The following is a 25,702-nucleotide window of genomic DNA, read 5'->3' on the forward strand; positions in this document are numbered from 1 at the left end:
AACGACGCTCCTGTTATCGGGGAAAATTTCCCCTCTAGCTTAGCGTTTTAGGCTTTTCGACGCCCAACCGAAACCTCCTCGAGCCGCAACGCCCCGAGGAAGCCCACGACTCCCAGCACGGCGAGGAAAGTGATGGCGGCGGAGACACCGAAAAACGAGATGGCGCCGCTGATGGCTCCGACGACGAGGAGGACGACGCCCATGAGCGTGTTGGCCGCGCCCACGATCTGGGTGCGCTCGTCGCCTTCGGCCATGTCCACGACGTAGGTCTTCCGCGCCACCCTGACCGCGGTGTGGGCCAGGGTAACGAGAAAGAATGACAGCGGCGCGATGACGGGGAACGCGATGGTGACGAACAAGACGATGGAGGCGAAAAGGGATGCCCAGGCCATCGTCAACCGTGAGGAAACGTCGGAAAGCCTGCCGGAGAACTTGCCGCCGAGAATGGAGGCGGCACCCGTGGCGAGGAGGAACACGCCCACGCCGGAGAGGTTGGCGGAGTGCGCGAGTGTCACCAGAAATGAGGTGGACAGGGCTGTGACCAGCAGGAGCGAGCGCACGATCACGAAGCGTCGAAAAGCGACGCTTGACTTCAGGAGCTGGAAGCTATTGCGGTGGGCGAAGCCTTCTGTGGGGTAGGTGGGTTCGTCGATGCGAGCGAAGACCCGGCCGGCGAGGAACCAGCAGGTGGCGGAGAAGATGATGAGCGCGGCGAGGAGGCTCGTGCGGGAGCCGATGGGCAAAAGCACAATACCGATGACGAGCGACGCGAGGCCGCCGAGCATGGTCGCGCGTCCGGTGACGATGCCGCGGGTGCCCTTGCGCATCGTGCGGCCCTGGACGTCCTTGGAAGTAATCGAGCACAGGCTGCGGCCGAGCGAGAGCACCGCGAGGCCTGTGAGGACGGCGGCGCCGAGCGCCCAGCCGGTGAGCAGGAACGCGGCGATCCCGATGAGGAGGGCGGCGAACGCCTGGATCATGGAACCGATCACCCACAGGCGCTTGCGGGAACGATGGCGGATCACCCACGGCGTGAGGAACTCCTGGGGAAGCATGGAGCCGGATTCGCGGATCGGGACGAGCATGGCGGTGACGAAGGCGGGCGCGCCGCCCGCGGCCAGGATCCAGGGGAGGACCGTCTTTGCCGCGGTGATGGCGTCGCCGATGTTTTGCAGGCCGTTCGAGACGACGAAAATCCGTGCTGCCTTCTGCTCATCCATGAAGGCGACAGTACACTCGTGGGGAATAGGTACTTCCGAGGCCGTTAATGTAGTATCACTATTCGTCGAGACGGCTATCTCGGCGTTTCCCTGTGGTGTAATTGGCAACACTACGGTTTTTGGTACCGTCATTCAAGGTTCGAGTCCTTGCAGGGAAGCAAGCGTCCCCAGCGCCGCCTCGTGCGGTGCTGGGTTTTTTAATGGAGGAATCATGGTCCGGACCAGGATGACAGGAAAAGAGCGCCGCGAGCAGCTCGTCAGCATCGGCAGGGAGGTCTTCGCCGAGCGCGGCTTCGACGGCGCCAGCGTCGAGGAGATCGCCGCGCGCGCCGGGGTGTCCAAGCCGGTCGTCTACGAGCACTTCGGCGGCAAGGAGGGGCTCTACGCCGTCGTCGTCGATCGCGAGATGCTGCGACTAGAAAAGATCGTGACGGAGTCCCTCAAGACCGGTCGCAGCCGGGTCCGCATCGAGCAGGCGGTCCTCGCACTCTTGACGTACGTGGAGGAAGACACCGACGGCTTCCAGATCCTCGTGCGCGATATGCAGCCGGGGCAGGACCGCACGTATTCCACTTTGCTTAACGACGCCGTGGCGCAGGTGTCCCACATCCTGGCCCAGGCCTTCATTCGCTCCGGCCTCGACCCCGACAACGCGGTGCTTTACGGGCAGGCGTTGGTGGGCATGGTCTCCATGACCGCGCAGTGGTGGCTCGACGAGCGGCTGGAGGAGCGGGGGCCATCGAAGGAGCAGGTGGCCGCGCACATCGTGAACCTGTGCTGGAACGGGCTGGCGGGCATGGAGGCTGACCCCCAGCTGACGAAGAACCTCAACAACGAACCCTCGACCCTCGGGCGAGAAGGAGAAAACTGATGGCGCCAATGCTTGCTGGCCTAGCAAAGGTCGCGGCGCGGGATCCCAAGATCAAGGGGCTGCTCACCCACGTTGGTGAGAAGAGCCTGCACATCACGGGAATCGATCAGGTGCGCCCCTGGATGCTGGCCGCCCTTTCCCAGCGCACCCAGGTCCTGGCGGTTACGGCCACGGGCCGGGAGGCGGAGGACCTCACCGCCGAGCTCAAGGCCATCCTGGGGGAGAAGGTCGCCTGGTTCCCGGCGTGGGAGACCCTGCCGCACGAGCGGCTGAGCCCGGCCGCAGACATCGCGGGCGCGCGCATGCGGGTGCTCGATCACCTGGATGACTATTCCGTGGTGGTCACGGCCGCGCGCGGCCTGTGCCAGCCGATCCTCAAGGAGGCCGAGGGGCGGGAGGCCTTCCGACTGACGGAGGGGCGGGAATACAACTTCGAGGAGCTGGGGGAGGAGCTCGTCTTCCGGGCGTACCAGCGGGTCGACCTAGTGGCCAAGAAGGGTGAGTTTGCCATGCGCGGAGGCATCCTCGACGTGTTCCCGACGACCGCCGAGTACCCGGTCCGCGTGGAGTTCTGGGGCGACGAGATCTCCGAGATGCGCGCCTTCTCCGTGGCCGATCAGCGCGCCATCCCGGACCTTGAAGTCAAAGAGGTGGAGGTCTATCCGGCGCGCGAGCTGCTCATCACAGATGCGGTGGCCCAGCGAGCGCAGGAGCTGGCCGTCAAGCACGGCTCCCACCCGACGCTGCAGGAGCTGCTGAGCAAGATCGCTGAGAAGATGCCCGCCGACGGCATGGAGGCGCTCATGCCCGCGCTGGTGGACACCCCGTTCATTACCCTGCCCGAGCTGATGCCCGGGTCGCACGTCGTGGCCATCGGGCCGGAGAAGATCCGCACCCGCATCGCGGACCTGCAGGCCACCGACGCCGAGTTCCTCGCCGCGGGCTGGGAGGCTGCAGCGATGGGGGCCGACGGGCCGCTTGCGACCAAGGGACTAGACCTCGACGCCAGCACGTACCGCTCCTATGAGTCGCTCGAAAAATCTTCGGGGGTTTGGTGGACCTTCGCCCCTCCCGGGATGTTCGAGGCCGACGAGTCAGACACCCTGCCGCTCGACTTCGAGCCGGGCCCGACGCCGAGGGGCGATCTGGAGAAGATCGACCAGATGATGGCCCTGCTGCTTGCGCACACGACCTCGGGCGGGCGTGCGGCGTTCATTGCGCCCGCGCAGGGAGCGATCAAGCGCATGGTGGAGCGCTTCAAGGAGAAGGGCATCCCGACCAAGGTAGCGACCCCCGGGTGGGAGCCCTCAGAAGGGGAGGTGACCCTCTACCAGGCGATGAGCCACGCGGGCCTCGTGATCGGCGGGCTCGTGGTCATCACCGAGACGGACCTGACGGGCAACCGCGTGGGCGACATCGCGGGAGCGAAGCGCCGCCCTGCCAAGCGCCGGAACCGGGTGGATCCGCTGGCGCTCAAGACCGGCGACTTCGTCGTCCACGAGACCCACGGCATCGGCCGCTTCCTCAAGATGACCGAGCGCACGATCAAGACCGGCGACGAGACCTCGCGCCGGGAGTACATCGTGCTGGAGTACGCCCCGAGCAAGCGCGGGCAGCCCGCGGACCAGCTCTACGTTCCCATGGACTCGCTCGACATGCTCTCGCGCTACGTCGGCGGCGAGAAACCGACGCTGTCCAAGATGGGCGGCTCGGACTGGAAGAACACCAAGAAGAAGGCCCGCGCCGCGGTGCGCGAGATCGCGGGCGAGCTGGTCGAGCTGTACGCCAAGCGCCAGGCCGCGCCCGGCCACGCGTTCGCGCCGGACACCCCCTGGCAGCGGGAGATGGAGGACAACTTCCCCTTCGTCGAGACCGAGGACCAGATGCTGGCCATCGACGCGGTCAAAGCGGACATGGAAAAGCCCGCGCCGATGGACCGCGTGGTGGTCGGCGACGTCGGCTACGGAAAGACGGAGGTGGCGGTCCGCGCGGCGTTCAAGGCGGTGCAAGACGGCAAGCAGGTCGCGGTGCTCGTGCCCACGACGCTGCTCGCGCAGCAGCACCTGGCCACCTTCGAGGAGCGCATGGCGGGCTTCCCGGTGAACATCAAGGGCCTGTCGCGGTTTACCTCCGCCCACGACGCGAAGGAGATCCTCTCCGGGCTGGCCGACGGGACGGTGGACATCGTCATCGGCACCCACCGCCTGCTGCAGACGGGCGTGCAGTGGAAGAACTTGGGGCTCGTCGTGGTGGACGAGGAGCAGCGCTTCGGCGTGGAGCACAAGGAGCACATCAAAGCGATGCGCACGCACGTCGACGTGCTCACCATGTCGGCCACCCCGATCCCGAGGACCCTGGAGATGTCCATGGCGGGCATCCGCGAGATGTCCACCATCCTCACCCCGCCGCAGGACCGACACCCGATCCTCACCTACGTGGGCCCACAGGAGGAGAAGCAGATCGCGGCGGCGATCCGGCGCGAGCTCTTGCGAGACGGCCAGGTCTTCTACGTGCACAACAAGGTCTCGGACATCGAGAAGAAGGCCCGCGAGCTGCGGGAGCTGTTGCCGGAGGCGCGCATCGTCGTGGCGCACGGCCAGATGAGCGAAGACGTGCTCGAGCAGACCGTCCAGGGGTTCTGGGACCGCGAGTACGACGTGCTCGTGTGCACGACTATCGTCGAGACCGGCCTCGACATCGCCAACGCGAACACCCTCATCGTGGAGAACGCGCACCACATGGGGCTCTCGCAGCTCCACCAGCTGCGCGGCCGCGTGGGGCGCTCCCGCGAGCGGGGTTACGCCTACTTCCTCTATCCCAAGGGGCAGACGCTGACGGAGAACTCCTACGACCGCCTCGCCACCATCGCGCAGAACAACGACCTCGGCGCGGGCATGGCGGTGGCCATGAAGGACCTGGAGATGCGCGGCGCCGGCAACGTGCTCGGCGCGCAGCAGTCGGGCCACATCGCGGGCGTGGGCTTCGACCTCTACGTGCGGCTGGTGGGCGAGGCCGTCGAGGCCTTCCGTGCGCTGGCCGACGGTAAGCTCGTCGATGCTACCGACAAGGGGCCCAAGGAGATCCGCATCGACCTCCCGGTGGACGCCCACATCCCCGAGTCGTACATCAGCGCCGAGCGCCTGCGGCTCGAGGTTTACCGGAAACTCGCTGCGTCGACAAGCGAAAGCGACATCCGGCTGGCCGTCGAAGAGATGGAAGACCGCTTCGGGCCGCTGCCTAAGGAAGTCGAGCGGCTGCTGTCCGTCGCGAGGTTGCGCCACCTTGCCAGGAAGGCGGGCGTGGGGGATATCGGGGTGCAGGGCACCCGCATTAAGGTGCACCCGGTCGAGCTGGCCGATTCCAAGCAGGTTCGGCTCAAGCGGCTGTTCCCCGGAGCGGTCTACCGGGCCGCGGCGAAGGCGATCCAGCTGCCGTTCCCCAAGGCCGGCCGCAACGTGACCGACCCCAAGCTGAGGGACGTTGACCTGGTGCAATGGGCGGCGGATTTCCTCTCCACCATGTTTGACCTCGAGAAGATCGACGTGCGCGGCGGCAAGAAGCTGAAAAAGAAGGTCGTGTCCGCCCGGGAAGCTTAAGGCAGGCTGAGATGGTTGCGGGTGGCGCCGCCTGAGCGTGGGGCAAGCACTATTATGACATGCATGATTGTTCTGCTCCTTGATCCTCGGTGGCCCACGATGATCCCGTTCACGCTGCTGAGCGAGCTGCGCGGGCGCGTGGAGTTCAGCGACGAGGTCCCGGTGCAGGTCCGCTGGAACTTAGGCGACGTCATCGGGGACGCGGGTAACCATGCGCCGAGGATCCTGGTGAGCACCGACGAGTGGGACGAGAAGGTGCGATCCGCGATTGCTGATGGGGCGCGGGTGGTCGAGGTGCCCAGCCGCAGTGAGGGCATCGCCCAAGCAGTGGACGTGATGCGCCGCGCGCTGCGGCTGGGGGAGTGGGAGCAGAGCCAGACGCACGCCTCCCTCATGGCGTACCTGAGAGAAGAGGTCGAGGAGTTCGACGAGGCGGTCCGCGGCGGCGACGAGCAGGAGATGCGCGACGAGCTGGGCGACCTGCTCTTGCAGGTCCTGTTCCACGCGGAGATCGCCTCCCAGCGCGGTTCCTTCGACTTCGACGCGGTGGCCATGAGCTTCGTGGAGAAGATGGCCAAGCGCTCGCCGTACCTGTTCGACGGAACGCACCAAGTGGTGGCGATTGAGGAGCAGGAGCGGCTCTGGGAGCTCGGCAAGCAGGCTCAGTGAGTAAAGCCCCGAACCCGGCACATCGTGGGTTGGGGGCTTTGGTATTAGAGGGTAACATCGATCGTCATGTCTAGAAGGGTGATGGGTTGCGGCTTGGGGATTGTCCTAGCCTTCGTGATGGTGGTGGCTCTCGTGGGGTGGGCCCTATCCGTCCTCGAGGGGACGTCCCCCATCAAGCAGCTGCAGCCGCTGCCCAAGGACGTTCCGCCGGCGCGAGGGGTTGAGGTTTCGCTTATCGACGTCCACGGCCCCGGACGCACATCCGATCAGCTGGCCGACTGGGCGGATCCCATCGCCGCGCAGACGGGGATCCCCCCGGCGGCGCTGCGCGCCTACGGCAACGCGGAGCTCGTCGCGGCCCAGAACTGGCCGAGCTGCCACCTCGCGTGGAACACGCTGGCGGGGCTGGGTTACGTGGAGACTCACCACGGCACCTACTCGGGCGAGATCATCTCGACCCGCGCGATCAACGACGAGGGCTACGTGCTCCCGCCGATCATCGGGCCGGCGCTGGACGGGACCAACGGGTTCGCGGAGATCCGCGACACCGACGGCGGGCAGCTCGACGGGGACACCACTTACGATCGCGCGGTGGGGCCCATGCAGTTCATCCCGGAGTCGTGGAAGCTCTACGGTATCGACGCCAACGGCGACGGCCAGGCCGACCCCAATCAGATCGACGACGCGGCCGCCTCTGCGGCCAACCTCCTGTGCGACGGCCGCGACCTAGCCACCCCCGAGGGGTGGACGAGCGCGATTCGCTCGTACAACATGTCGGATCAATACCTCATCAATGTGAGAAATGCGGCGGCGTCCTACGCCCTCAATCAGCCAGCTGTGTAATAGTTCACTTCCCCGTGGGAAGAAAATTTTTGAATTTGTTGGCATAATTGAGTTTGAACGCGAAATTCGGACAGTCCTTTTTGCTTTTGATGAAAACCCGCAAGTGTTCTCGACGACGGACGGTCAAGAAACGCGTACGAGTTACAAGTTTAATCAGTAGGCTTGGAACTTGGAATATTCATTCGCATCCACATAGGAGACCAACAGTGGCTGACATTCTGCACGTATTCGCACGCGAAATTCTCGATTCCCGCGGCAACCCGACCGTTGAGGCTGAGGTTTTCCTCGATGACGGCGCACACGGTATCGCAGGTGTTCCTTCCGGTGCCTCCACCGGTGTCCACGAGGCACACGAGCTGCGTGACGGCGGCGACCGCTACGTGGGCAAGGGCGTCCTCAAGGCCGTCGCTAACGTGAATGAGGAGATCGCCGACGCCGTCGCCGGTTTCGAGGCCGACGACCAGCGCCTCATCGACAACGCCATGATCGCCCTGGACGGCACCGAGAACAAGTCTCGCCTCGGCGCCAACGCGATCCTCGGCGTCTCCATCGCCGTCGCCAAGGCTGCGGCCGAGTCCGCTGGCCTGCCGCTGTACCGCTACGTCGGCGGCCCGAACGCCCACATCCTTCCGGTCCCGATGATGAACATCGTCAACGGTGGCGCCCACGCCGACTCCGGAGTCGACGTCCAGGAGTTCATGATCGCCCCGATCGGTGCGGAGTCCTTCTCCGAGGCACTGCGCATGGGTGCCGAGGTCTACCACTCCCTGAAGTCCGTCATCAAGTCCAAGGGCCTGTCCACCGGCCTCGGCGACGAGGGCGGCTTCGCACCGTCCGTCGACTCCACCAAGGCTGCCCTCGACCTCATCGTCGAGGCCATCGAGAGGGCCGGCCTGAAGCCGGGCAAGGACGTCGCCCTAGCACTCGACGTTGCCTCCTCCGAGTTCTACAAGGACGGCAAGTACCACTTCGAGGGCGGCGAGCACACCGCCGAGGAGATGGCCACGGTCTATGAGGGGCTTATCGCCGAGTACCCGATCGTCTCCATCGAGGACCCGCTGCAGGAGGACGACTGGGAGGGCTACACCAAGCTCACCGCCGCCATCGGCGACAAGGTCCAGATCGTCGGCGACGACTTCTTCGTCACCAACCCGGCCCGCCTCAAGGAGGGCATCGAGAAGAAGGCCGCTAACGCCCTGCTCGTGAAGGTGAACCAGATCGGCTCCCTGACCGAGACCTTCGACGCCGTCGACCTCGCTCACCGCAACGGCTACCGCACCATGATGTCCCACCGCTCCGGCGAGACCGAGGACACCACCATCGCCGATCTCGCAGTCGCCCTCGGCTGCGGCCAGATCAAGACCGGTGCTCCGGCCCGCTCCGAGCGCGTCGCCAAGTACAACCAGCTGCTGCGCATCGAGCAGGAGCTGGGCGAGGCAGCCGTCTACGCCGGCCGCTCCGCCTTCCCGCGCTTCAACGGCTAATTAGCCAAGCGCCAAAACCCGCCTTCGGGCGGGTTTTTCTATTTTCTGTGACGGATGGGACTAAACTGAGGTGCCTATGGCTAAGAAATCCGTCCCCGTCGCAAACCGCACCACCGCCAAGCGCACCGTGCGGGTCGCGGTCCCGCGCGTGCGGCTCAGCGGACGCGAGCTCGCCATCGTCGGCATCGTCCTGGTCGTGGTCATCGCGATCGTGGGCACCCCGCTGCGCAACTACCTCCAGCAGCGGTCGGAGATCCAGCGCCTGAGCGCTGCGATCAGCGAGAAGGAGGCGGAGAAGGACCGCCTGCAGTCGGAGATCGACAAGTACAACTCTCCCGCCTACGTCAAGGAGCAGGCGCGCGAGCGCCTCGGGGTCATCGACCCGGGCGAGGTGGCCTACCGCGTCCTCGGGCGGTCCACCGAAAGCTCGAGTGCTGATTCGAGCGTGCAGGATCAGGCGTCGACCAAACCGTGGTATGAGACCCTGTGGGACTCCGTCTCGGTCGCCGAGATCACCCCGCAGGAGATGCCTTCGGCGGACTCGACGAACAACCTGCCGATCGTTCCGACCCCGACGCCCTAATTCGGCCCGCCTTCGTGAGACAATGGGGCCCATGAGTGTTTCGCAAGCAGACCTGGACGCCGTCGCCGAGCAGCTTGGCCGCGCGCCCCGAGGGGTCCTGGAGATCTCCTACCGATGCCCGGACGGCGCCCTTGGCGTGGTTATGACGGCGCCGAAGCTCGAGGACGGGACCCCGTTTCCCACGCTGTACTACTTGACGGACCCCCGCCTGACCTCCGAGGCCTCCCGCCTCGAGGTGGCCCACGTGATGAAGTGGATGACCGGCCGGCTCGAGTCCGACGAGGAGCTGGCCGCCGACTACCGCAGGGCGCATGACTATTACCTCGCCAAGCGCAACGCGCTGCACGACCTCGGCACCGACTTCTCCGGCGGCGGGATGCCCGACCGCGTGAAGTGCCTGCACGTGCTCATCGGCTACGCCCTCGCGGAGGGGCCCGACCACTTCCGGCTGGGCACGGAGGCCGTCGCCATGGCCGCCGACCACGGCGGGCTGCGCGGCACCGCCATCCCCGAGGACTGGCCCACCTGTGAGACGTTAGGCATCGATCTAGGCGAGTTCGACTTCAGCCACGCCGAGGTTCCGGGTGGTGCCAAGTGACTAGGCTCGCGGCCGTCGACTGCGGCACCAACTCCATTCGCCTGCTCATCGTGGAGGTCAACGGGCAGGAAACCCGCGAGATCCTGCGCACGATGAAGATCATCCGGCTTGGCCAAGGCGTCGACGCCACCGGCGAGCTTGACCCCGCGGCCATCGAGCGTGCCCGAGTGGCGCTGCGCGAGTACGTGGACAAGATGAAGCGTGAGTACGTTCAGGACGTGCGGATGGTGGCCACCTCGGCCACCCGCGATGCGAGCAACAAGGAGGACTTCTTCCGGATGACCGGCGAGCTGCTCGGCGAGATCGTGCCCGGCGCCCGCGCCGAGGTCATTTCTGGCGAGGAGGAGGCCAGGCTGTCGTTTAGGGGGGCGGTCGCAGACCTGCCGCCGGAGGCGGGCCCCTTTTGCGTCATCGACTTGGGCGGCGGCTCCACGGAGTTCGTCGTGGGAACCTCCGACGGGGAGATCCTCGGCGCCCACTCCGCCCAGATGGGCTGCGTGCGGCTGACGGAGCGCATCATGCGCACCGATCCGCCGTCCCGGTCCGAGCGGGAGATCGCCGAGGAGTACGTCGCCGAGCGCATCGCCGACGTGGAGAAGATCGTGCCGGTCGGCAAGGCGCAGACCTTCGTCGGCTGCGCGGGCACCTTCACCACGCTCGCGGCACTGGCGCTGGGGCTGGAGGCCTACGACGCGAGGGCCATCCACGATTCCAGGCTCCGCTTCGCGGCGCTGAAGGTGCTTACCAACCAGCTCATCGAGGAAACCTCGACCCAGCGCGCCGCCCACCCGGTCATGCACCCGGGGCGCGCGGACGTCATCGCCGGCGGCAGCGTGGTGGTCAACGGGATCATCGACATGATCCAGCGCAATACCCAGGTCACGGACATGGTTATTTCGGAAAAGGACATTCTCGACGGCATCGTCGCGGGCTTGGCGGAGAAGTTGTAGAGGGCTTTTCGTTTAGGCGAGGCTCTTCCACTACAATTATCCGGCGGGCCCCCATAGCCCAATCGGCAGAGGCAGCGGACTTAAAATCCGCTCAGTGTCGGTTCGAGTCCGACTGGGGGCACCACGTGGCCACCCTTGGGAAACCGGGGTGGCCTCTCGGCATTATTGGGGCAAGCTCACAGGTTATTGCCAGCCTCGCGGGATGGTGCTTGCAGGCAGCACTTTTACTATCGTTCTCAACTTCTTCGAGCGAAAAAAGGAAAAAGAATGATCGCAACCGCCGAGCGCACCACCACCCAGGCCGTCTACGAGCTGCTTCCCTTCGATCCTTACGCGGAGGGCAGCTACACCTACATGGTGCAGTCGGATCTCCCCGCGGGGGTCACCTTCCTCAAGCCATTGAGCGATGGCATGCCCAGCCATATCGGCCGAGGGCATAGGAGGTAAGACACGAGGGAAGAGATAACGAGCATGACGACCACGCCCACCGCTTCACCAACGCCAGCGCCGGAACACCACCGGCGCGCGTTGGCGTACTCGGCGAGCGTGGTCGTTGTCTTGGTGGCCGCCTCGCTCTGTTTTGCCTGGGGGCTCAGCCGCCCTTCTTCGTCGACAAGCGTGGGCGCACAGCTACGAGACCGCATCGCGTATTTCGGTATTGATTCTTTGGACGGGACGTGGAACGTGGGCACGGGCTCGTACGCCGGGTACCAGGTCGACGAGGTGCTCAAGGGTGTGAACTCCACGGTCAACGGGAGCACCGACGCCGTGACTGGCCAGGCGGTGATCGATGATTCCACGCTGAAGTCGGCGTCGGTGGACGTCAACCTCAACGACGTGCACACGAGTTTCAAGGCGCGCGACGAATACTTCTCCTCGCAGGTCGTGGACACCAACCTCCATCCCATCGCGTCCTTTAGGGCGACCGAGCCCGTCGATCTCAAGGAGCTCTTGGTGGACACCTCAGACAACATGCAGCAGAACTCGGTGGACGTGGATATCCCGGGCGAGCTGGACCTCAACGGCCAGGTCATGCCTGCGACGGCAAAGGCGACCGTGATCGTCACCCAGCAGGGGATGCAGGTTAGGGGGGTCGTGCCCATGGTGTGGCAGGACTTTGGCATCACGCCGCCGGACCTCAACGTCGTCAAGGTGGCGGACTCCGGCGAGCTCCAGTTCCTCCTTCTCCTCACCCGCTAGCCGGGATGCTATATTAGGCAACATTAGTGTTGCTTAAATATGGCTGGAGGGGTCCGATGCTGCTGTGGTGCTACGAGGGAACGGCGACCGTTAACGCACCCGATCGCGTGCTGAGCGTCATGGAGGGCGACCTCGTCATCGCACCCCAGGGCGCCTTTTACACCGCAGGAGCGACCATCTGCGAGATGGACTTCGGGCGCCTCCCAGCCACGGTGGGCACCACGACGCGGCGGATTCACCTAGGCGCGCGCTGGTCAGAACGCATGGTAGCCGAGTTCGCCCGCAACAAGTTCGGCGTAAGGCGACTCAGCGACGAGGTGCGCGCGCTTATCGACGCCCCGGTCACCGCCCCCATCATGCCGAAGTCGGAAGCGGCGCACCACGTATCCCAGCGGCTCGTCGAGCATCCCTCGGACCAAACGCCGCTGCTGGACTTCGCGGCCGAGCTGGGCGTGAGCTCACGGACCATCCAGCGGCAGTTCCAGTCCGAGACCGGGCTCGTCTTCAGCGAATGGCGGGCGGGCCTGAGGGTGTTCGTGGCGGCGAGCCTCATCGGGAGCGGGATGACCAGCACCGAGGCGGCCGCCATCGTGGGGTTCGGTGCGACGAGCTCGCTCACGCGGGCGTTCAAGCGCCACACCGGGCGCACCCCCGGCGCCAAGGTCCGCGCCGGGGGCGTTCCGAGCGGGATCCCCGGCATGACCGTCTACGCACGCACGGACGTCGACCAGGTCTTGTGGATGGCCAAGGGTACCGCCACTGTCACCACGGACGGCTTCTGCCGGTTCGTGGGTAGGGGAGAGACCATCACCCTGCCGTCGGGGACCGCCATGCGGGTCGACGTGGCGGCGGGATCGATCGCCATCCCGATTCCGCTGGCCGAGTGCGAGGGAGTGAACGACACGATGAGCGCCCTGCGGGCGTCCTCGCGGGTACCGGGAACTTTTTCCGTGATGACGGCGTTGGAGGAGTGTAATTCGACAAATTAAGGTGCGAAAGGAAAGTGTCACCTTTATGCGCAGTAGCAACCCCGTTCTTAGCTCGCTGACGGACTCCCGCCGCAACGCTTACCGCGGCGCCGCCCAGGACCCCTACGCTGGTTACTACAATCAGGTCCCCGTCACCACCTCCGAGCGCCCGATGACGGTGGACGATGTCGTCTCCAAGACGGGCATCACCCTGGGCGTCATCATCGCCTTCGCCGTGCTCAACTTCAGCATCGCCGCGTTCGTGAGCCCGGGCATGTCCATGATGCTCAGCATGGTCGGCGCCATCGGCGGCTTCGTCATGGTGCTCGTCTCCTCCTTCGGCAAGAAGTACGGCTCCGCGCCGGTCACGATCGCCTACGCGGCCTTCGAGGGCCTGTTCGTCGGCGGCATCTCCCTGCTGCTGTCCGGCTTCATGGTGGGCAAGGAGAACGCTGGTGCGCTCATCGGCCAGGCGGTGCTGGGCACCGTGGGCGTGTTCCTGGGCATGCTCTACGTGTACAAGACGGGCGCGGTGAAGGTCACCCCGAAGTTCACCCGCATCCTCACCGCCTGCATGGTCGGCGTGCTCGTGCTCGTCGCAGGCAACCTGGTCCTGTCCCTGTTCGGCCTGAACACCGGTCTGTACAGCGGCGGCCCGATCGCGATCATCTTCTCGCTGGTGTGCATCGGCCTGGCGGCGATGAGCTTCCTACAGGACTTCGACGTCGCCGACCGCCTCATCCGCGAGGGCGCGCCGGCCAAGATGGCCTGGGGCGTTGCGCTGGGTCTGGCCGTGACGCTGGTCTGGCTCTACACCGAGATCCTGCGCCTGCTCAGCTACTTCCAGCAGCGCTAGAGGCTGAGCGTCTTCCCGTTGACGATGATGTCGCTGAAGACGAGCTCGCCCGTGCTTGACTCGATGGGATCGAGGAGGGTCACCTGAGCCTCCTCGCCATCCAACCGCCCTTTTCCGAGGGCGGTTTTTTCGTCCCACTGGGGCCATTCAATGTCGGTGATCTCGTCGGAGTCCGAGATGCAGTCGATGCTGATCGTTGCAGGCTTGACGACGCCATGCTCCGCAGCGCAATCCAGGTAGCCGGGCAGGCTGGATTTCTCCCACGTGGAGGAGGGCTGGGCGCTGCTGGGGGTGGACACAGTGGTAGAGCCCTCGGTGCTGCAACCGGTGGTTGACAGCAGCGCGAGGGCTAGAGCGGGGATAATGCGGCGCACGGCGGTGTTAGGCGTTGCGCAGGGTGGCGGCCTTGAGGGAGTCGTAGGGCTCGGCGGAAACGACGGTCACGCTGATGACCTTGCCGTTCGGCGCGGTGTACTCGCGGGTCTCTCCCTCCTGGGCGCCGACGATGGCGGCGCCGAGCGGGGACTGCTCGGAGTAGGTCTCGAGGTCCTTGTTGTCCGACGCCGCGGCGCGGGTACCGATAAGGAAGGTCTCCTTGTCGGACTCGTCGCCGTTGTAGTAGACGTGGACGACGGAGCCGACGTGGGCCACGCCCTCGACGATGCCGGCGCGCTCGGTGGTGGAGTTGGCGAGGATCTCGGAGATCTGCTTGATGCGGGCCTCCTCCTGGTCCTGCATCTCGCGGGCGGCGTCGTAGCCAGCGTTCTCCTTGAGGTCGCCCTCCTCGCGGCGCTCGTTGATCTCGGCGGCGACGACGGGGCGGTGGGCGATGAGGGCGTTGAGCTCCTCCTCCAGCTTGGCCTTGGTCTCCGGGGTGATGTACTGCTTCTGGTTGTCAGCCATAGTCAAACCTGCTCTCATCGGGTCGTAAAAAGTGGGCCCCGGCGAAGGACGCTGCCGGGGCCTAGAAAACTAACGGTCATACTAGCACAGGGGACTAGGACGGAACCGAGAGGTAGAAGGGGAGGTCCTCGGAGCAGCCGTACACGTCGGCCGAGGCCGCGGGGACGGTGGTGGTGATGTCCACCTCGATGCGCTGGACCTTGTCCCCGCCCGCGGGGATGATGACCTCGCGGCGGCCGACCTCGTTCTTGTCGTAGTCGACCGCCTTGACGATGCAGTAGGAAACGCGGTCGGTGTGCTTGCGGGTCACGTCTAGCCACTGGCGCATGATGGTGCCGCTGACCTGCTCGACGGTGGCGGTTTTTGCCGAGATGGTCTTGTTGACCTGGCTGTTGACGTACTTCACGCCCGCGACGATGAAGGCGATGACGATGACCACCGCGAAGATCGCGACCAGCTTCCCCGACCACGTCGACTGCGAGGATTCCTTGGCGTAGCGCTGGCGCTGAGACGGAGAGGTCATGTTCGCTTCCCTAAATACTTCCACGTGCGGATACCAAGCAATCATCTTAGCGTAGCTACTATGGAGGGGATAACTGCGAGAGGATACTTCAACAATGTCAGGACTTCGGCTGCTTGCCATCCACGCACACCCGGACGACGAGTCGAGCAAGGGCGCCGCGACGATGGCGCGCTACTCCCACGAGGGCAACCGCGTCATGGTGCTCACCTGCACCGGCGGCGAGAGGGGAGACATCCTTAACCCCGCCATGGACCGCCCCGGCGTCCTGGAGAACATTGGCGAGGTGCGCAAGGAGGAGATGGCCAAGGCCATCAAGGCGCTCGGCGTGGAGCACAAGTGGCTCGGCTACGTCGACTCGGGGCTGCCGGAGGGAGACCCGCTCCCGCCGCTGCCGGAGGGCTGCTTCGCGCTCGCCCCCAACGAGGAGGTCGTGCCCAAGATCGTGGAGGTGATCCGCGAGTTCCAGCCCCACGTGATCATCACCTACGACGAAAACGGTGGCTACCCGCACCCGGATCACCTGAAGGTGCACGAGGTGTCCATGATCGCCTGGGACAAGGCCGGGGACGCGAGCTACCACCCGGAGGTGGGAAAGCCTTGGACCCCGTTGAAGCTCTACTACACCCACGGCTTCATCCGCCAGCGCCTGCAGATGTTCCACGACCTGCTCATCCAGCAGGGCAAGGAGAGCCCCTACGAGGACATGTTGGGCCGCTGGAAGGCCAACCAGGCCGATACGATGGCGCGCGTGACCACGCAGATCTACGCCGAGCGCTACTTCGAGCAGCGCGACGAGGCGCTCAAGGCGCACGCCACGCAGATCGACCCGGCGGGCACCTTCTTCGCCACCCCGGTGGAGGTGCAGCGCCGCCTGTGGCCGACGGAGGAATTCGAGCTCGCGCGCACCCGGGTGGCCACCTCGCTGCCGGAGGATGACCTTTTCGCGGGCATCGACGCAGCGCGATAATATTAACCGGGTAAAGCAAACACGTGGAGGATTTGATGCAGGTATCGAACTTGGCCTACGGCACCGTCATGTTCCTGGCGCAGAAGGACATCGGCCCCGAGGGGTCGGAATTTGGTAAGGCCTCGCCGATCGGCTGGCTCGTGCTGGTCGCGCTCGTCGTCGTGGTGCTCATCCTGGGGTGGGCGTTCCACCGCCGCTACAGCCGGCTCAACCGCCGCCGCATGTTCGCGGAGGCCCACGGAATCGACCTCTTCGACGAGGAGACCCTGGACAAGGCGATGGCCGAGGCGGGCGTTTTGGATCAGCGCAAGAAGCTCTGGATCTAAGGGCGGCGCATGGCAGGAATCACGAAGAAGGTGAAAGGCCTCATCAAGGAGGCCGCGTATCCCTTCTACGAGCGTCGACTCCTCGAGGAGATCGGCCACCTGCGCCAGCCCAGCCACGTCGCGGTCATGTGCGACGGCAACCGGCGCTGGGCGAGGGAGGCGGGGTTCGCCGACGTCACCCACGGGCACCGGGTGGGGGCGAAGAAGATCGGCGAGTTCGTGCGCTGGTGCGCGCCGACCGACGTCGAGCTCATCACCGTCTACCTGCTGTCCACGGAGAACCTCGGGCGCTCGAGCGACGAGCTCCAGCTGCTGTTCGACATCATCGCCGACGTCGTCGACGAGCTCTCCACGGCGGAGACCAACTGTCGGCTCCGGCTGGTCGGGCACCTCGACCTGCTCCCGGATGACTTCCGCCAGCGCCTCGAGCAGGCGGCCGCGCACACCGACGGCCACACCGGCGTGGAGGTCAACATCGCGGTCGGCTACGGCGGCCGTCAGGAGATCGTCGACGCGGTGCGCGAGCTCATCGACGCCGAGCTGGGGCGCGGCACGAAGGCGGAGGAGCTGGCGGGAAAGATCACGGTGCAGTCGATCAGCGAGCACCTTTATACCTCCGGCCAGCCCGACCCGGACCTTGTGATCAGGACCTCAGGCGAGCAGCGGCTTTCGGGTTTCCTCTTGTGGCAATCGGCGTACTCTGAAATCTGGTTTACCGATACATATTGGCCAGCATTCAGGAGGCTCGACTTCCTGCGTGCCATGCGCGACTACTCGAAGCGCAATCGTAGATTTGGGAAGTAAGATGCACATTCGCTATCGCTCCGAATACGGATCCACCAAGCAATACGCGGAGGAGCTCGCCCGCCTGGCGGGAACCACCGCCGAGGATCTCGACGTCGAGGTTCCCGATGACGGCCAGCCCGTGGTGTACATGTCCTTCGTCCACGGCCCGGTCCACCCGGCCGCCAGCAAGGCGTCGGAAAGCAAAAATGCCAAGGTAGCGGTGGTGACGGTGGGCATGTCGCCGCTGGACGAGGCGATCAAGGCCGACCACACCGGCGACATGGTTCCGGCGAGCGTCAAGCGCTTCTACCTGCCCGGGCGGCTGGAGTACTCGCGCATCTCGGCCGCGCACAAGGCGACGCTCGCGACGCTGGTGTCGGCGCTGCGGCTCAAGCCGCGCAAGACCGCCGTCGACCGCAACCTCATCGATACCTACGGCAAGGACACCGACCGCGTGGACTTCTCGCTGCTGACCCCGATCCTGGAGTGGGGCCAGAGCTAGATTTTGCGCATCCGCACCCTCTTTACTGAGTGATCGGCGCCCTTGGCTAGGACCAGGGACGCCCGCACCCTGGTGGGGAGGATGTTTTCTACCAGGTTGGGCAGGTTGATTGTCTGCCAGATCATGCGCGCCTCGTCGACGGCGTCGTCGTCGGGCAGCTCGGCGTAGTGGGAGAAGTGGGCGCCGGGCGCGCGGAAGGCGGAGGTTCGCAGCTGCAGGAAGCGCTCGATGTACCAGCGCTCGATGTCCTCGGTCTTCGCGTCGACATAGACGGAAAAGTCAAACAGATCGGAAATGACCAGGGTGGGGCCGGTCTGGAGGACGTTGAGGCCCTCGACGATGAGGATGTCGGGGCGGTTGACCGTGATGACCTGGTCGGGGACGCGGTCGTAGAGGGTGTGCGAGTAGACTGGCGCAATGACGTTGGACTTGCCGGACTTGACGTCGGTGACGAACCGAAGGAGTGAGCGCTGGTCGTAGCTTTCGGGATATCCCTTGCGGCTCATGATGCCCTTGGCGTTGAGCTCGGCGGCGGGCAAGAGAAAGCCGTCGGTGGTGACCAGATCCACCCGCGGGTGGGTGTCCCAGCGTTGGAGCAGCACCTGGAGCAGTCGGGCGGTGGTGGACTTGCCCACGGCCACGGATCCCGCGACCCCGATGACGAAGGGGATGTGGGAGATCTTGTCACCCAGGAAGGTCTCGGTCGCTGCGGTCAGCTCCTGGCGAGCCTGGACCTGGAGGTGGATGAGTCGCGAGAGTGGGAGGTAGACCTCGGCGACCTCTTCGAGGTCGATGTTCTCGCCGATACCGCGCAGCGCCACGACCTCTTCTTCGGTGAGGACCTGCGGCATGGACTGCCTAAGTTGGCGCCAGCTTTCCCTGTCGAAGTCAAGGTACGGGCTGGAATCATTGGGGCGCGCCATAACATCTATTGTGCATGTCGGCGAGTGGGGGAGACAAACTACCCCCTCTAGCCGTGTGGGTTTTCTCAGGGCGTCGGCTAAACTAGGTGCGAATGCCTCCTAGGCTTCATGGACGAAAAACGATGAAAGGTGCATTGGCTACGCCATGACAAATGACATCCGCAACCAGCCGCTGGCAGAGCTGGACCCCGAGGTCGCAGACGCCATCGCCGGCGAGCTTGACCGTCAGCGCTCCACCCTGGAAATGATCGCCTCCGAGAACTTCGTTCCGCGCGCGGTTCTCCAGGCTCAGGGCTCCGTCTTCACCAACAAGTACGCTGAAGGCTACCCGGGCCGCCGCTACTACGGTGGCTGCGAGAACGCCGACATCGTCGAGGATCTCGCCCGCAACCGCGCCAAGGAGCTGTTCGGTGCGGAGTTCGCCAACGTCCAGCCCCACGCGGGTGCGCAGGCCAACGCCGCCGTGCTCATGGCGCTGGCCAACCCGGGCGAGAAGATCATGGGCCTGTCCCTGGCCCACGGCGGTCACCTCACCCACGGCATGCACCTGAACTTCTCCGGCAAGCTGTACGAGGTCGCGGCCTACGAGGTCGAGCCGGATACCTTCCGCATTGATATGGACAAGCTGCGCGAGCAGGCGCTGCGCGAGAAGCCGCAGGTCATCATCGGCGGCTGGTCCGCCTACCCGCGCACCCTCGACTTCGAGGCGTTCCGCTCCATCGCGGACGAGGTCGGCGCGAAGCTGTGGGTCGACATGGCGCACTTCGCGGGCCTCGTGGCCGCCGGCCTGCACCCGTCGCCGGTTCCCTATGCCGACGTCGTGTCCACCACCGTCCACAAGACCCTGGGCGGCCCCCGCTCCGGCATGATCCTGGCCAAGCAGGAGTGGGCGAAGAAGCTCAACTCCGCCGTCTTCCCCGGCCAGCAGGGCGGCCCGCTCATGCACGCCATCGCGGGCAAGGCCGTCGCGCTGAAGATCGCCGGCACCCCTGAGTTCAAGGAGCGCCAGGAGCGCACCATCGAGGGCGCGAAGATCCTCGCCGAGCGCCTCACCGCCGCGGACGCCAAGGCAGCCGGCGTCGACGTCCTCACCGGCGGAACCGACGTGCACCTGGTCCTGGCGGACCTGCGCAACTCCGAGATGGACGGCCAGCAGGCCGAGAACCTCCTGCACGAGGTCGGCATCACGGTCAACCGCAACGCCGTGCCCTTCGACCCGCGCCCGCCGATGGTCACCTCCGGTCTGCGCATCGGCACCCCGGCGCTGGCCACCCGCGGCTTCGATGCCGCAGGCTTCACCGAGGTCGCCGACATCATCGCCACAGCGCTGATCAACGGCAAGGCCGCCGACGTCGAGGCGCTGCGCGCCCGCGTGACCAAGCTCGCCGAGCAGTACCCGCTCTACGAGGGCCTCGAGGAGTGGAAGCTCGCCTAAGGAGCGCACAAAAAATTCCCTAGCCAGCGCGGCGAGGGAATTTTTTTATGAGCTTAGAACTCGCCCTCGGCGACGACGGTCGCCTTCTTCTCGAGCTCCATCTCCATGGAGGTCTCGCGCAGCTTCTCCTGCTTGATGAAGTAGACGAGGATCAGCGCGACGATAACGGCCGGGGCCAGCACCAGGAAGACCGGGACGAGAGCATCGTTGTAGGAGTAGATGATCGCGTCGTGGATCGAGGTGGGCAGCTGGTGGACGATAGCCGGGGTCAGGCTGTTGGAGTCAATGCCGCCCTGTGCCGCGTACGCCTGCTGTTGCTCGGGGCTGAGCGCGGCGATGGCGGCCGGCATGCGATCGGCCAGCTCGTCCTTCAGGTTGCCCACGAAGATGCCGCCGACGAGCGCGGAGCCCAGGGAGGAACCGATCTGACGGAAGAAGTTGTTCACGGCCGTGGCGGAACCGACCACCTGCATCGGCATGGTGTTCTGGACGACGAGCACGAGGACCTGCATGCACAGGCCGAGACCCATGCCGAGGACGAACAGGGAGGCGCCGATCTGCCACAGCGGCATGTCGACCTCCAGGCGGTGGAACAGGAACAGCGCGATCAGGGTGATGATCATGCCCACGATGGGGTAGACGCGGTAGGTGCCGTTCTTGGAGATGCGGGCGCCGGACCAGATGGAAAAGCCCATCATGCCGACCATCATCGGGATCATCATGTAGCCGGCCTCGGTGGCGGAGATCCCCTTGACCATCTGCATGTAGGTGGGCAGGTAGGCGAGGATGCCGAACATGGTCACGCCGATGACGAGGCTGGCCGCGGTGGTCAGCGCGAAGTTGCGGTTGGTGAAGAAGGTCATCGGGATGAGCGGGTTGGAGACCTTGAGCTCGACGAAGACCAGGATGATGGCGGAGACGATCGTGGTGATGATCAGGCCGATGATGAGCGGGTCGCCCCACTCGTACTGGGAGCCGCCCCAGGTGGTGAACAGGACCAGGCTGACAGTGGCGATCATCATGAAGATGGTGCCCAGGTAATCCCACTTGAAGGCGGGGTAGTCGCGCTTCGGGATCTTCAGCACGATGACGGTGACGATGATGGCGAGCAGGCCCAGCGGGATGTTCATCCAGAACGCCCAGCGCCAGCTGGTGTGCTCGGTGAAGAAGCCACCGAGCAGCGGGCCGAGCACGGCGGCGAGGCCGAAGATGCCGCCCATCATGCCCATGTAGCGGCCGCGCTCGCGGGCGGGGATAATGTCGGCAATGATGGCCTGGGACAGGATCATGAGGCCTCCGGCGCCGATGCCCTGGACCGCGCGGGCCACGATGATCATGGTCATGGATTGGGCCACGCCACCGATCACCGAACCGACGAGGAAGATGGTGAGCGCGCCGATGAACAGCGGCTTGCGCCCCATGAGGTCGCCCGCCTTGCCGTAAATGGGGAGCATGACGGTCTCGGCAACCATGTAGGCCGTAATCACCCACGTCATGTGGTCGACGCCACCGAGGTCGCCGACGATGGTGGGCAGTGCGGTGCTAAAGATCATCTGGTCGAGCGAAGCCAGCAGCATCGCGACCATGAGGGAGGCCAGCACCCACCACGCGCGGCGCTGCTGCTCCGGGGTCATGGACGATTGGCGCTTCTCGCGCTTCTTCGTTTTCGTTGCAGTAGTCATTTCTATTCTCTTCTTAGTTGTTGCTTTGCTTGTCGACGCCTACGGCGAGCACCCGCAGGAAGCCCTGTCGAACATCGAGGCTGTGAGCGATGATGGCATCGGGATCTTGGCTGCCCGTCTCTTCCCATCGCTTGGCTCCGTTGAGCATGCACATGATCACCCCGCCCGTGACCAGGCGGGCCTCCTCCTGTGCGCTGCGTCCACCCTTGATGTCGGCCGGGAAGGCGAGGAAGTACCGGGTGAGCAGGTCCTCGACCTGATGCCTGGCGGAGTGGAAGGAACCAATCTGGTGGGCGGAAAGCTCCGGCTCCTGCTCCTTTATCTTGTGCCTGCGCTTCATGGTCGTCCAGTTGAACGGGTTGTTCTCGTGGAAGAGCAGTGAATAGAAGAAGCGCAGCGTCGACACGAAGATGTCTTGGTGCGGGCTGGCGAGGAACTCGTCGAGTTCCTCCCGGCTTGGCACCCTGGGGCCCGGGCCGATGATGGCTTCTTCCTTGGAGGCGAAGTAGTTGAAGAAGGTTCGCTTGGAGATCCCAACCGGTTCGCAGATGTCCTCGATGGTCACGTGGGCGCTTCCTCGTTCGAGGACGAGCTCAGTGGCGCAATCTTCGATCGCCGCTCGGGTGCGAAGCTTTTTGGCTTCGCGGTGAGATAGCTGTTGTTCGGACACGAATGGAACGATACACCCAATTTTTCACCGCGTGCAAAAATGCATTGAGTGAAATTGTGCACCGCCCCGGGGTGGTGTGTGATACGTCACCTTTGGGGCGGTGTGAGGGTGCTGAATCGTGGCAGGTACAGTCAGGAGAAAACTCAGGATCGCCCATGGAGGACGCATGGAACTCACCACTGGCCAGCAACGCCGCGCGGCGCTCGGATCGTTTGTCGGGGCGGTGGTTGAGTGGTACGACTTCCTGCTCTACGGTCTGGTGGCGGCCCTCGTCCTCAATAGCCAGTTCTTCCCGGGCCTCTCCCCGGCCGTGGGCACGCTCTCGGCCTTCGCGACGGTGGGGGTTGGGTTCCTGTTCCGCCCGATGGGCGGCGCCGTGTTCGGCCACTTCGGCGACAAGTTGGGGCCCAAGCGGGTGCTCACTTGGACGATGACCCTCATGGGCATCGCCACCGTGGCGATCGGGGTGCTGCCCACCTTCGGCCAGGTCGGCCTGTGGGCACCCCTCCTGCTCACGGCGTGCCGCGCGCTGCAGGGCTTCGCCGTGGGCGGGGAGTGGGGCGGCGCCGCGCTGCTGGCGGTGCGGGCCGCGCCGAAGGACCGGCAGGCCTTCTTCTCATCGGGCGTGCAGGTGGGCTACTCGGTGGGCCTGCTTCTGTCCACGGGTGCCGTGACCGTGATGAACCTCGTGTGCACCGACGAGCAGTTCCTGCGCTGGGGATGGCGGGTGCCGTTCCTCGTCTCCGCGGTGCTCATCGCCTTCGGCCTGTGGGTGCGCCTGGGTGTGGTGGAGATGCGCCCAGAGGACGACGTCATGCGCCCCAAGCGGAGGTTGCCGTTCATCGAGGCGATCGCCGCCCACCCGACGGCGTTCTTCGCCATCATCGGCGTGCGCTTGGCCGAGATGTTCTCCATGTACATCGTCACCACCTTCGGTCTGGCCTACTCGGTGCAGCACTTCGGGTGGGATAGGCAGTTCTTCCTCAACATCTCGCTCGTGCTTGGCGTGCTCGGCATCTTCTCGATCCCGGCGTTTGCCTACCTCTCGGACCGCGTGGGGCGCAAGCCGGTCTACGTGACCGGCGCCCTGGTCGTCGCGGCGGCGACCTGGCCGTTCTTTAAGGCGCTGGAGTCCGGCAACGTGGTGCTCACCGCGGCCTTCGCCGTGCTGATCGTGAGCGTCGGCCACGACATGGTGGTCTCGGTCCAGCAGCCGATGATCACCAAGATGTTCGGCAAGGCGCACCAGTACTCGGGCGCGGGGCTGGGCTACCAGGTCGCGGCGGTATTCGCCGGCGGGTTCACGCCGTTCATCGCGCAGTGGATTGTGGCACGCACCGACGGCGCGTGGCAGGGGGTCGCCTGGTACCTCATCGCCGGCGCCGTGATCTCGGCGCTGACGGTGGGCGTGCTGATGCGAAAGGCGGACTAGCTCTTCTCCGCGCGGCCCTCGGCCATCGCGGTGCGGGCGGCGCGCAGCCACTCGGGCTGGTCGGCTAGGAGCGCCTTGATCTCGGCGGTGGTCAGCGGGCGGTCGTAGTCGTTGCGCTTGAGAGCGGCGATGGTGATGCCGAGCTTCTGCGCCACCACCGGGCGCGGGTGCGGCCCGTTGCGGCGCAGCTCAGCCAGCCACTCCGGCGGGTTGGTCTGCAGCTCGACGAACTGCTCGTGGGTCAGCGCGGTGGCCTGGAACTCCTCTGGCGTGGCCGAAAGGTAAATTCCCAGCTTCTTTGCCGCCGTCTGCGGCTTCATGGCGGTGCCGGACGGCTTAACTACAGATTCTTCATTCACGGCTACAACGGTAGCATTGACCGCATGCTTAACTTAAGTTTTGTCACCGGCACGGAACCCGGGAAGTGGTTCGACCGATACCGCGACCGCACCGGCCACGGGCTGGCCGAGCGCAATTCCGACGACCCGATGGCGGAGCTTCTAGGCGGGGAGGCGGACCTGGTGCTAGTGCGGCTCCCCGACGAGCGGGTGGACACCGAGCGCCTCCACGTCGTGCGGCTCTACGAGGAGGCCACCGGCATCGCCGTGCCGAAGGACCATACGCTCACGCTTGTCGACGCCGTCGGCGAGGAAGACCTCGAGGGAGAGATGGTGCTCTACCGGTGGACCGGGGGGCTGGTGGATATCGCCGCGGTGCGCGGGCACCTGCAGGTGGTCGCGGCCAACGTCGGCCTGGTCATCGCGCCGCGGCCGCTGCTGAAGGTGCTCAGCGGCAAGCAGATCGAGGTCCGTGGCTTCGAGGGGGAGGCGGCCAGGAGCGGGATCGCGCTGGTATGGGACAAGGACCAGGATTCGGAGGCGATCCAGGACTTCGTGGGGATCGCGAAGGGGAGAACGGTTCATTCCTCGCGGCAATCGGCACCGAAAAAGGCGGCAAAGAAAAAGCCGGTGGCAAGGAAGTCGGGCGCGAAGCGAGCGGAGAAGCCCCGCCGTAGGCGTCGATAAGCGAGCGAAAAAGAAATTGCACGGCCAGCGAAGTTCCGGAACAATCTTTAGGTATGTCATCCAAAGGATTTGTAATTCGCCCGCTGAGGCGAACCGATTTCGGGCAGGTGCAGCAGATCTATCTGCAGGGTCTGGCCACCGGGCACGCGACCTACGAGGGGGAGGCCCCGAGCTGGGAGAAGTTCACCCGCGTCAAGCTCGAGGGGACCATGTTCGTGGCGGTCGAGGAGGACGATGACTCCGCGGTACTCGGTTGGGTGACGGCGGCCCCGGCGTCCTCGCGCAGCGTGTTCCACGGCGTGGTGGAGGACTCGATCTACATTCACCAGGATGCGCAGGGGCGCGGGGTCGCGGGGGCCCTGCTGGACAAGCTCATCGAGGTGTGCCAGGACATGGGCAAGTGGGCGATCCACTCGTGGATCTTCCCGGAGAACGAGGGCTCGGCGAAGCTGCACGCCTCGCGCGGATTCGAGAAGGTGGGGACGTTCAGCCACCTCGCGAAGATGACCTACGGAGAGATGGCCGGCCAGTGGCGCGACACGGACGTGTGGGAGAAGCTGCTACCCAAGCCGGAGATCGACGACGAGACGGCGCTGGGTAACGTTTAGGCATCAATACCTTAAGATTTTTAAGGAAAGCTTGAATGGCTCTTCACGGCCGTTAGGGTTGGGGGTGTTCGCTTGTTGTTCG

Annotated in this window: 27 protein-coding genes, 1 tRNA gene and 1 pseudogene; 21 read left to right on the forward strand and 8 right to left on the reverse strand. The window is 65.2% G+C overall.

Annotated features, from left to right (window positions below; all coding sequences use genetic code 11):
* Positions 1-47 precede the first annotated feature (47 nt).
* On the reverse strand, positions 48-1,220 hold the full coding sequence (locus B843_RS04915; RefSeq protein WP_025252406.1) for an MFS transporter: 1,173 nt from the start codon (positions 1,218-1,220) through the stop codon (positions 48-50).
* 211 nt (positions 1,221-1,431) lie between these two features.
* Between B843_RS04915 and B843_RS04925 the strand changes: the two genes are divergently transcribed.
* The 13 genes and pseudogenes from B843_RS04925 (at position 1,432) to B843_RS04985 (ending at position 13,838) form a co-directional block, all read left to right on the forward strand.
* Entirely contained in the window at positions 1,432-2,091 is a 660-nt protein-coding gene (locus tag B843_RS04925) for a TetR/AcrR family transcriptional regulator (RefSeq protein WP_025252407.1), read from the forward strand.
* A pseudogene (gene mfd, locus B843_RS04930) lies at positions 2,091-5,681 on the forward strand (transcription-repair coupling factor); the annotation flags it as partial. The gene B843_RS04925 and the pseudogene mfd, both read left to right, overlap by 1 nt.
* A 69-nt stretch (positions 5,682-5,750) precedes the next feature.
* Positions 5,751-6,356, forward strand: coding sequence for a MazG nucleotide pyrophosphohydrolase domain-containing protein (locus B843_RS04935; protein WP_025252408.1), 606 nt, complete (start codon positions 5,751-5,753; stop codon positions 6,354-6,356).
* A gap of 81 nt (positions 6,357-6,437) precedes the next feature.
* Positions 6,438-7,199 (forward strand): lytic transglycosylase domain-containing protein, encoded by a 762-nt coding sequence (locus tag B843_RS04940; RefSeq protein WP_038595304.1) that lies wholly within the window; start codon positions 6,438-6,440, stop codon positions 7,197-7,199.
* A gap of 206 nt (positions 7,200-7,405) precedes the next feature.
* Positions 7,406-8,683 (forward strand): phosphopyruvate hydratase, encoded by a 1,278-nt coding sequence (gene eno, locus B843_RS04945; protein WP_025252410.1) that lies wholly within the window; start codon positions 7,406-7,408, stop codon positions 8,681-8,683.
* 76 nt (positions 8,684-8,759) lie between these two features.
* Complete coding sequence (locus B843_RS04950) at positions 8,760-9,266, forward strand: FtsB family cell division protein (RefSeq protein ID WP_025252411.1); 507 nt, start codon at positions 8,760-8,762, stop codon at positions 9,264-9,266.
* 31 nt (positions 9,267-9,297) lie between these two features.
* Positions 9,298-9,864: a DUF501 domain-containing protein gene (locus B843_RS04955; protein WP_025252412.1), complete on the forward strand. Its 567-nt coding sequence runs from the start codon at positions 9,298-9,300 to the stop codon at positions 9,862-9,864.
* On the forward strand, positions 9,861-10,814 hold the full coding sequence (locus B843_RS04960) for a Ppx/GppA phosphatase family protein (protein WP_025252413.1): 954 nt from the start codon (positions 9,861-9,863) through the stop codon (positions 10,812-10,814). The genes B843_RS04955 and B843_RS04960 overlap by 4 nt, the downstream gene beginning before the upstream one ends.
* 47 nt (positions 10,815-10,861) lie before the next feature.
* Positions 10,862-10,938, forward strand: a tRNA-Leu gene (locus B843_RS04965).
* A gap of 143 nt (positions 10,939-11,081) precedes the next feature.
* On the forward strand, positions 11,082-11,261 hold the full coding sequence (locus B843_RS04970; RefSeq protein ID WP_025252414.1) for a hypothetical protein: 180 nt from the start codon (positions 11,082-11,084) through the stop codon (positions 11,259-11,261).
* A gap of 24 nt (positions 11,262-11,285) precedes the next feature.
* Positions 11,286-12,014 carry a YceI family protein gene (locus tag B843_RS04975; RefSeq protein WP_081751492.1) on the forward strand — a complete coding sequence of 243 codons (729 nt, stop codon included), beginning with the start codon at positions 11,286-11,288 and terminating at the stop codon, positions 12,012-12,014.
* Between the two features lie 56 nt (positions 12,015-12,070).
* Entirely contained in the window at positions 12,071-13,003 is a 933-nt protein-coding gene (locus B843_RS04980; protein ID WP_025252416.1) for a helix-turn-helix domain-containing protein, read from the forward strand.
* A 25-nt stretch (positions 13,004-13,028) separates the two neighbouring features.
* Positions 13,029-13,838 (forward strand): Bax inhibitor-1/YccA family protein, encoded by an 810-nt coding sequence (locus tag B843_RS04985; RefSeq protein WP_025252417.1) that lies wholly within the window; start codon positions 13,029-13,031, stop codon positions 13,836-13,838.
* Here B843_RS04985 and B843_RS04990 read toward each other — a convergent pair.
* From B843_RS04990 to B843_RS05000, 3 genes are all read right to left on the reverse strand, one after another.
* On the reverse strand, positions 13,835-14,137 hold the full coding sequence (locus B843_RS04990) for a hypothetical protein (RefSeq protein WP_155895105.1): 303 nt from the start codon (positions 14,135-14,137) through the stop codon (positions 13,835-13,837). The two genes, B843_RS04985 and B843_RS04990, sit on opposite strands and share 4 nt — an antisense overlap.
* Before the next feature lie 82 nt (positions 14,138-14,219).
* On the reverse strand, positions 14,220-14,741 hold the full coding sequence (gene greA, locus B843_RS04995) for a transcription elongation factor GreA (RefSeq protein ID WP_025252419.1): 522 nt from the start codon (positions 14,739-14,741) through the stop codon (positions 14,220-14,222).
* A 94-nt stretch (positions 14,742-14,835) separates the two neighbouring features.
* Entirely contained in the window at positions 14,836-15,264 is a 429-nt protein-coding gene (locus B843_RS05000) for a DUF4307 domain-containing protein (RefSeq protein WP_025252420.1), read from the reverse strand.
* A 94-nt stretch (positions 15,265-15,358) separates the two neighbouring features.
* Between B843_RS05000 and mca the strand changes: the two genes are divergently transcribed.
* From mca to B843_RS05020, 4 genes are read left to right on the forward strand one after another with little or no spacing between them, the layout of a single operon-like run.
* Entirely contained in the window at positions 15,359-16,231 is an 873-nt protein-coding gene (gene mca / locus B843_RS05005; RefSeq protein WP_025252421.1) for a mycothiol conjugate amidase Mca, read from the forward strand.
* A 35-nt stretch (positions 16,232-16,266) separates the two neighbouring features.
* A complete protein-coding gene (locus B843_RS05010) occupies positions 16,267-16,557 on the forward strand; it encodes a hypothetical protein (RefSeq protein ID WP_025252422.1) in 291 nt (96 codons plus the stop codon).
* Positions 16,558-16,566: 9 nt separating this feature from the next.
* Positions 16,567-17,361, forward strand: a complete 795-nt coding sequence (locus B843_RS05015; RefSeq protein WP_025252423.1) for an isoprenyl transferase — start codon at positions 16,567-16,569, stop codon at positions 17,359-17,361.
* Between the two features lies 1 nt (position 17,362).
* Complete coding sequence (locus B843_RS05020; protein WP_025252424.1) at positions 17,363-17,845, forward strand: flavodoxin domain-containing protein; 483 nt, start codon at positions 17,363-17,365, stop codon at positions 17,843-17,845.
* On the opposite strand, the gene coaA is transcribed toward B843_RS05020, so the two are convergent.
* A complete protein-coding gene (coaA, locus tag B843_RS05025; RefSeq protein ID WP_025252425.1) occupies positions 17,842-18,768 on the reverse strand; it encodes a type I pantothenate kinase in 927 nt (308 codons plus the stop codon). The two genes, B843_RS05020 and coaA, sit on opposite strands and share 4 nt — an antisense overlap.
* A gap of 145 nt (positions 18,769-18,913) precedes the next feature.
* On the opposite strand from coaA, the gene glyA reads away from it, so the two are divergent.
* Positions 18,914-20,203, forward strand: coding sequence for a serine hydroxymethyltransferase (gene glyA, locus B843_RS05030; protein ID WP_025252426.1), 1,290 nt, complete (start codon positions 18,914-18,916; stop codon positions 20,201-20,203).
* Between the two features lie 53 nt (positions 20,204-20,256).
* Here glyA and B843_RS05035 read toward each other — a convergent pair whose 3' ends face one another.
* Both B843_RS05035 and B843_RS13225 read right to left on the reverse strand, forming a co-directional pair.
* The gene (locus B843_RS05035; protein ID WP_051483451.1) at positions 20,257-21,885 is read right to left on the reverse strand and encodes an MDR family MFS transporter; all 1,629 of its coding nucleotides are present in this window, start codon (positions 21,883-21,885) and stop codon (positions 20,257-20,259) included.
* 13 nt (positions 21,886-21,898) lie between these two features.
* On the reverse strand, positions 21,899-22,555 hold the full coding sequence (locus B843_RS13225) for a TetR/AcrR family transcriptional regulator (RefSeq protein ID WP_025252428.1): 657 nt from the start codon (positions 22,553-22,555) through the stop codon (positions 21,899-21,901).
* 166 nt (positions 22,556-22,721) lie between these two features.
* Here B843_RS13225 and shiA point away from each other — a divergent pair, with 166 nt between their 5' ends.
* On the forward strand, positions 22,722-23,987 hold the full coding sequence (gene shiA, locus B843_RS05045) for a shikimate transporter (protein WP_051483453.1): 1,266 nt from the start codon (positions 22,722-22,724) through the stop codon (positions 23,985-23,987).
* Here shiA and B843_RS05050 read toward each other — a convergent pair.
* Positions 23,984-24,307 (reverse strand): DUF5997 family protein, encoded by a 324-nt coding sequence (locus tag B843_RS05050; RefSeq protein WP_034650030.1) that lies wholly within the window; start codon positions 24,305-24,307, stop codon positions 23,984-23,986. The two genes, shiA and B843_RS05050, sit on opposite strands and share 4 nt — an antisense overlap.
* Positions 24,308-24,370: 63 nt before the next feature.
* Here B843_RS05050 and B843_RS05055 point away from each other — a divergent pair, with 63 nt between their 5' ends.
* Together B843_RS05055 and B843_RS05060 are read left to right on the forward strand one after the other, a co-directional pair.
* Positions 24,371-25,012: a LysR substrate-binding domain-containing protein gene (locus B843_RS05055; RefSeq protein ID WP_025252429.1), complete on the forward strand. Its 642-nt coding sequence runs from the start codon at positions 24,371-24,373 to the stop codon at positions 25,010-25,012.
* A gap of 53 nt (positions 25,013-25,065) precedes the next feature.
* Positions 25,066-25,620: a GNAT family N-acetyltransferase gene (locus tag B843_RS05060; protein ID WP_025252430.1), complete on the forward strand. Its 555-nt coding sequence runs from the start codon at positions 25,066-25,068 to the stop codon at positions 25,618-25,620.
* Positions 25,621-25,702: the final 82 nt, after the last annotated feature.

Source organism: Corynebacterium vitaeruminis DSM 20294, assembly GCF_000550805.1.
Classification (GTDB): Bacteria; Actinomycetota; Actinomycetes; order Mycobacteriales; family Mycobacteriaceae; genus Corynebacterium; species Corynebacterium vitaeruminis.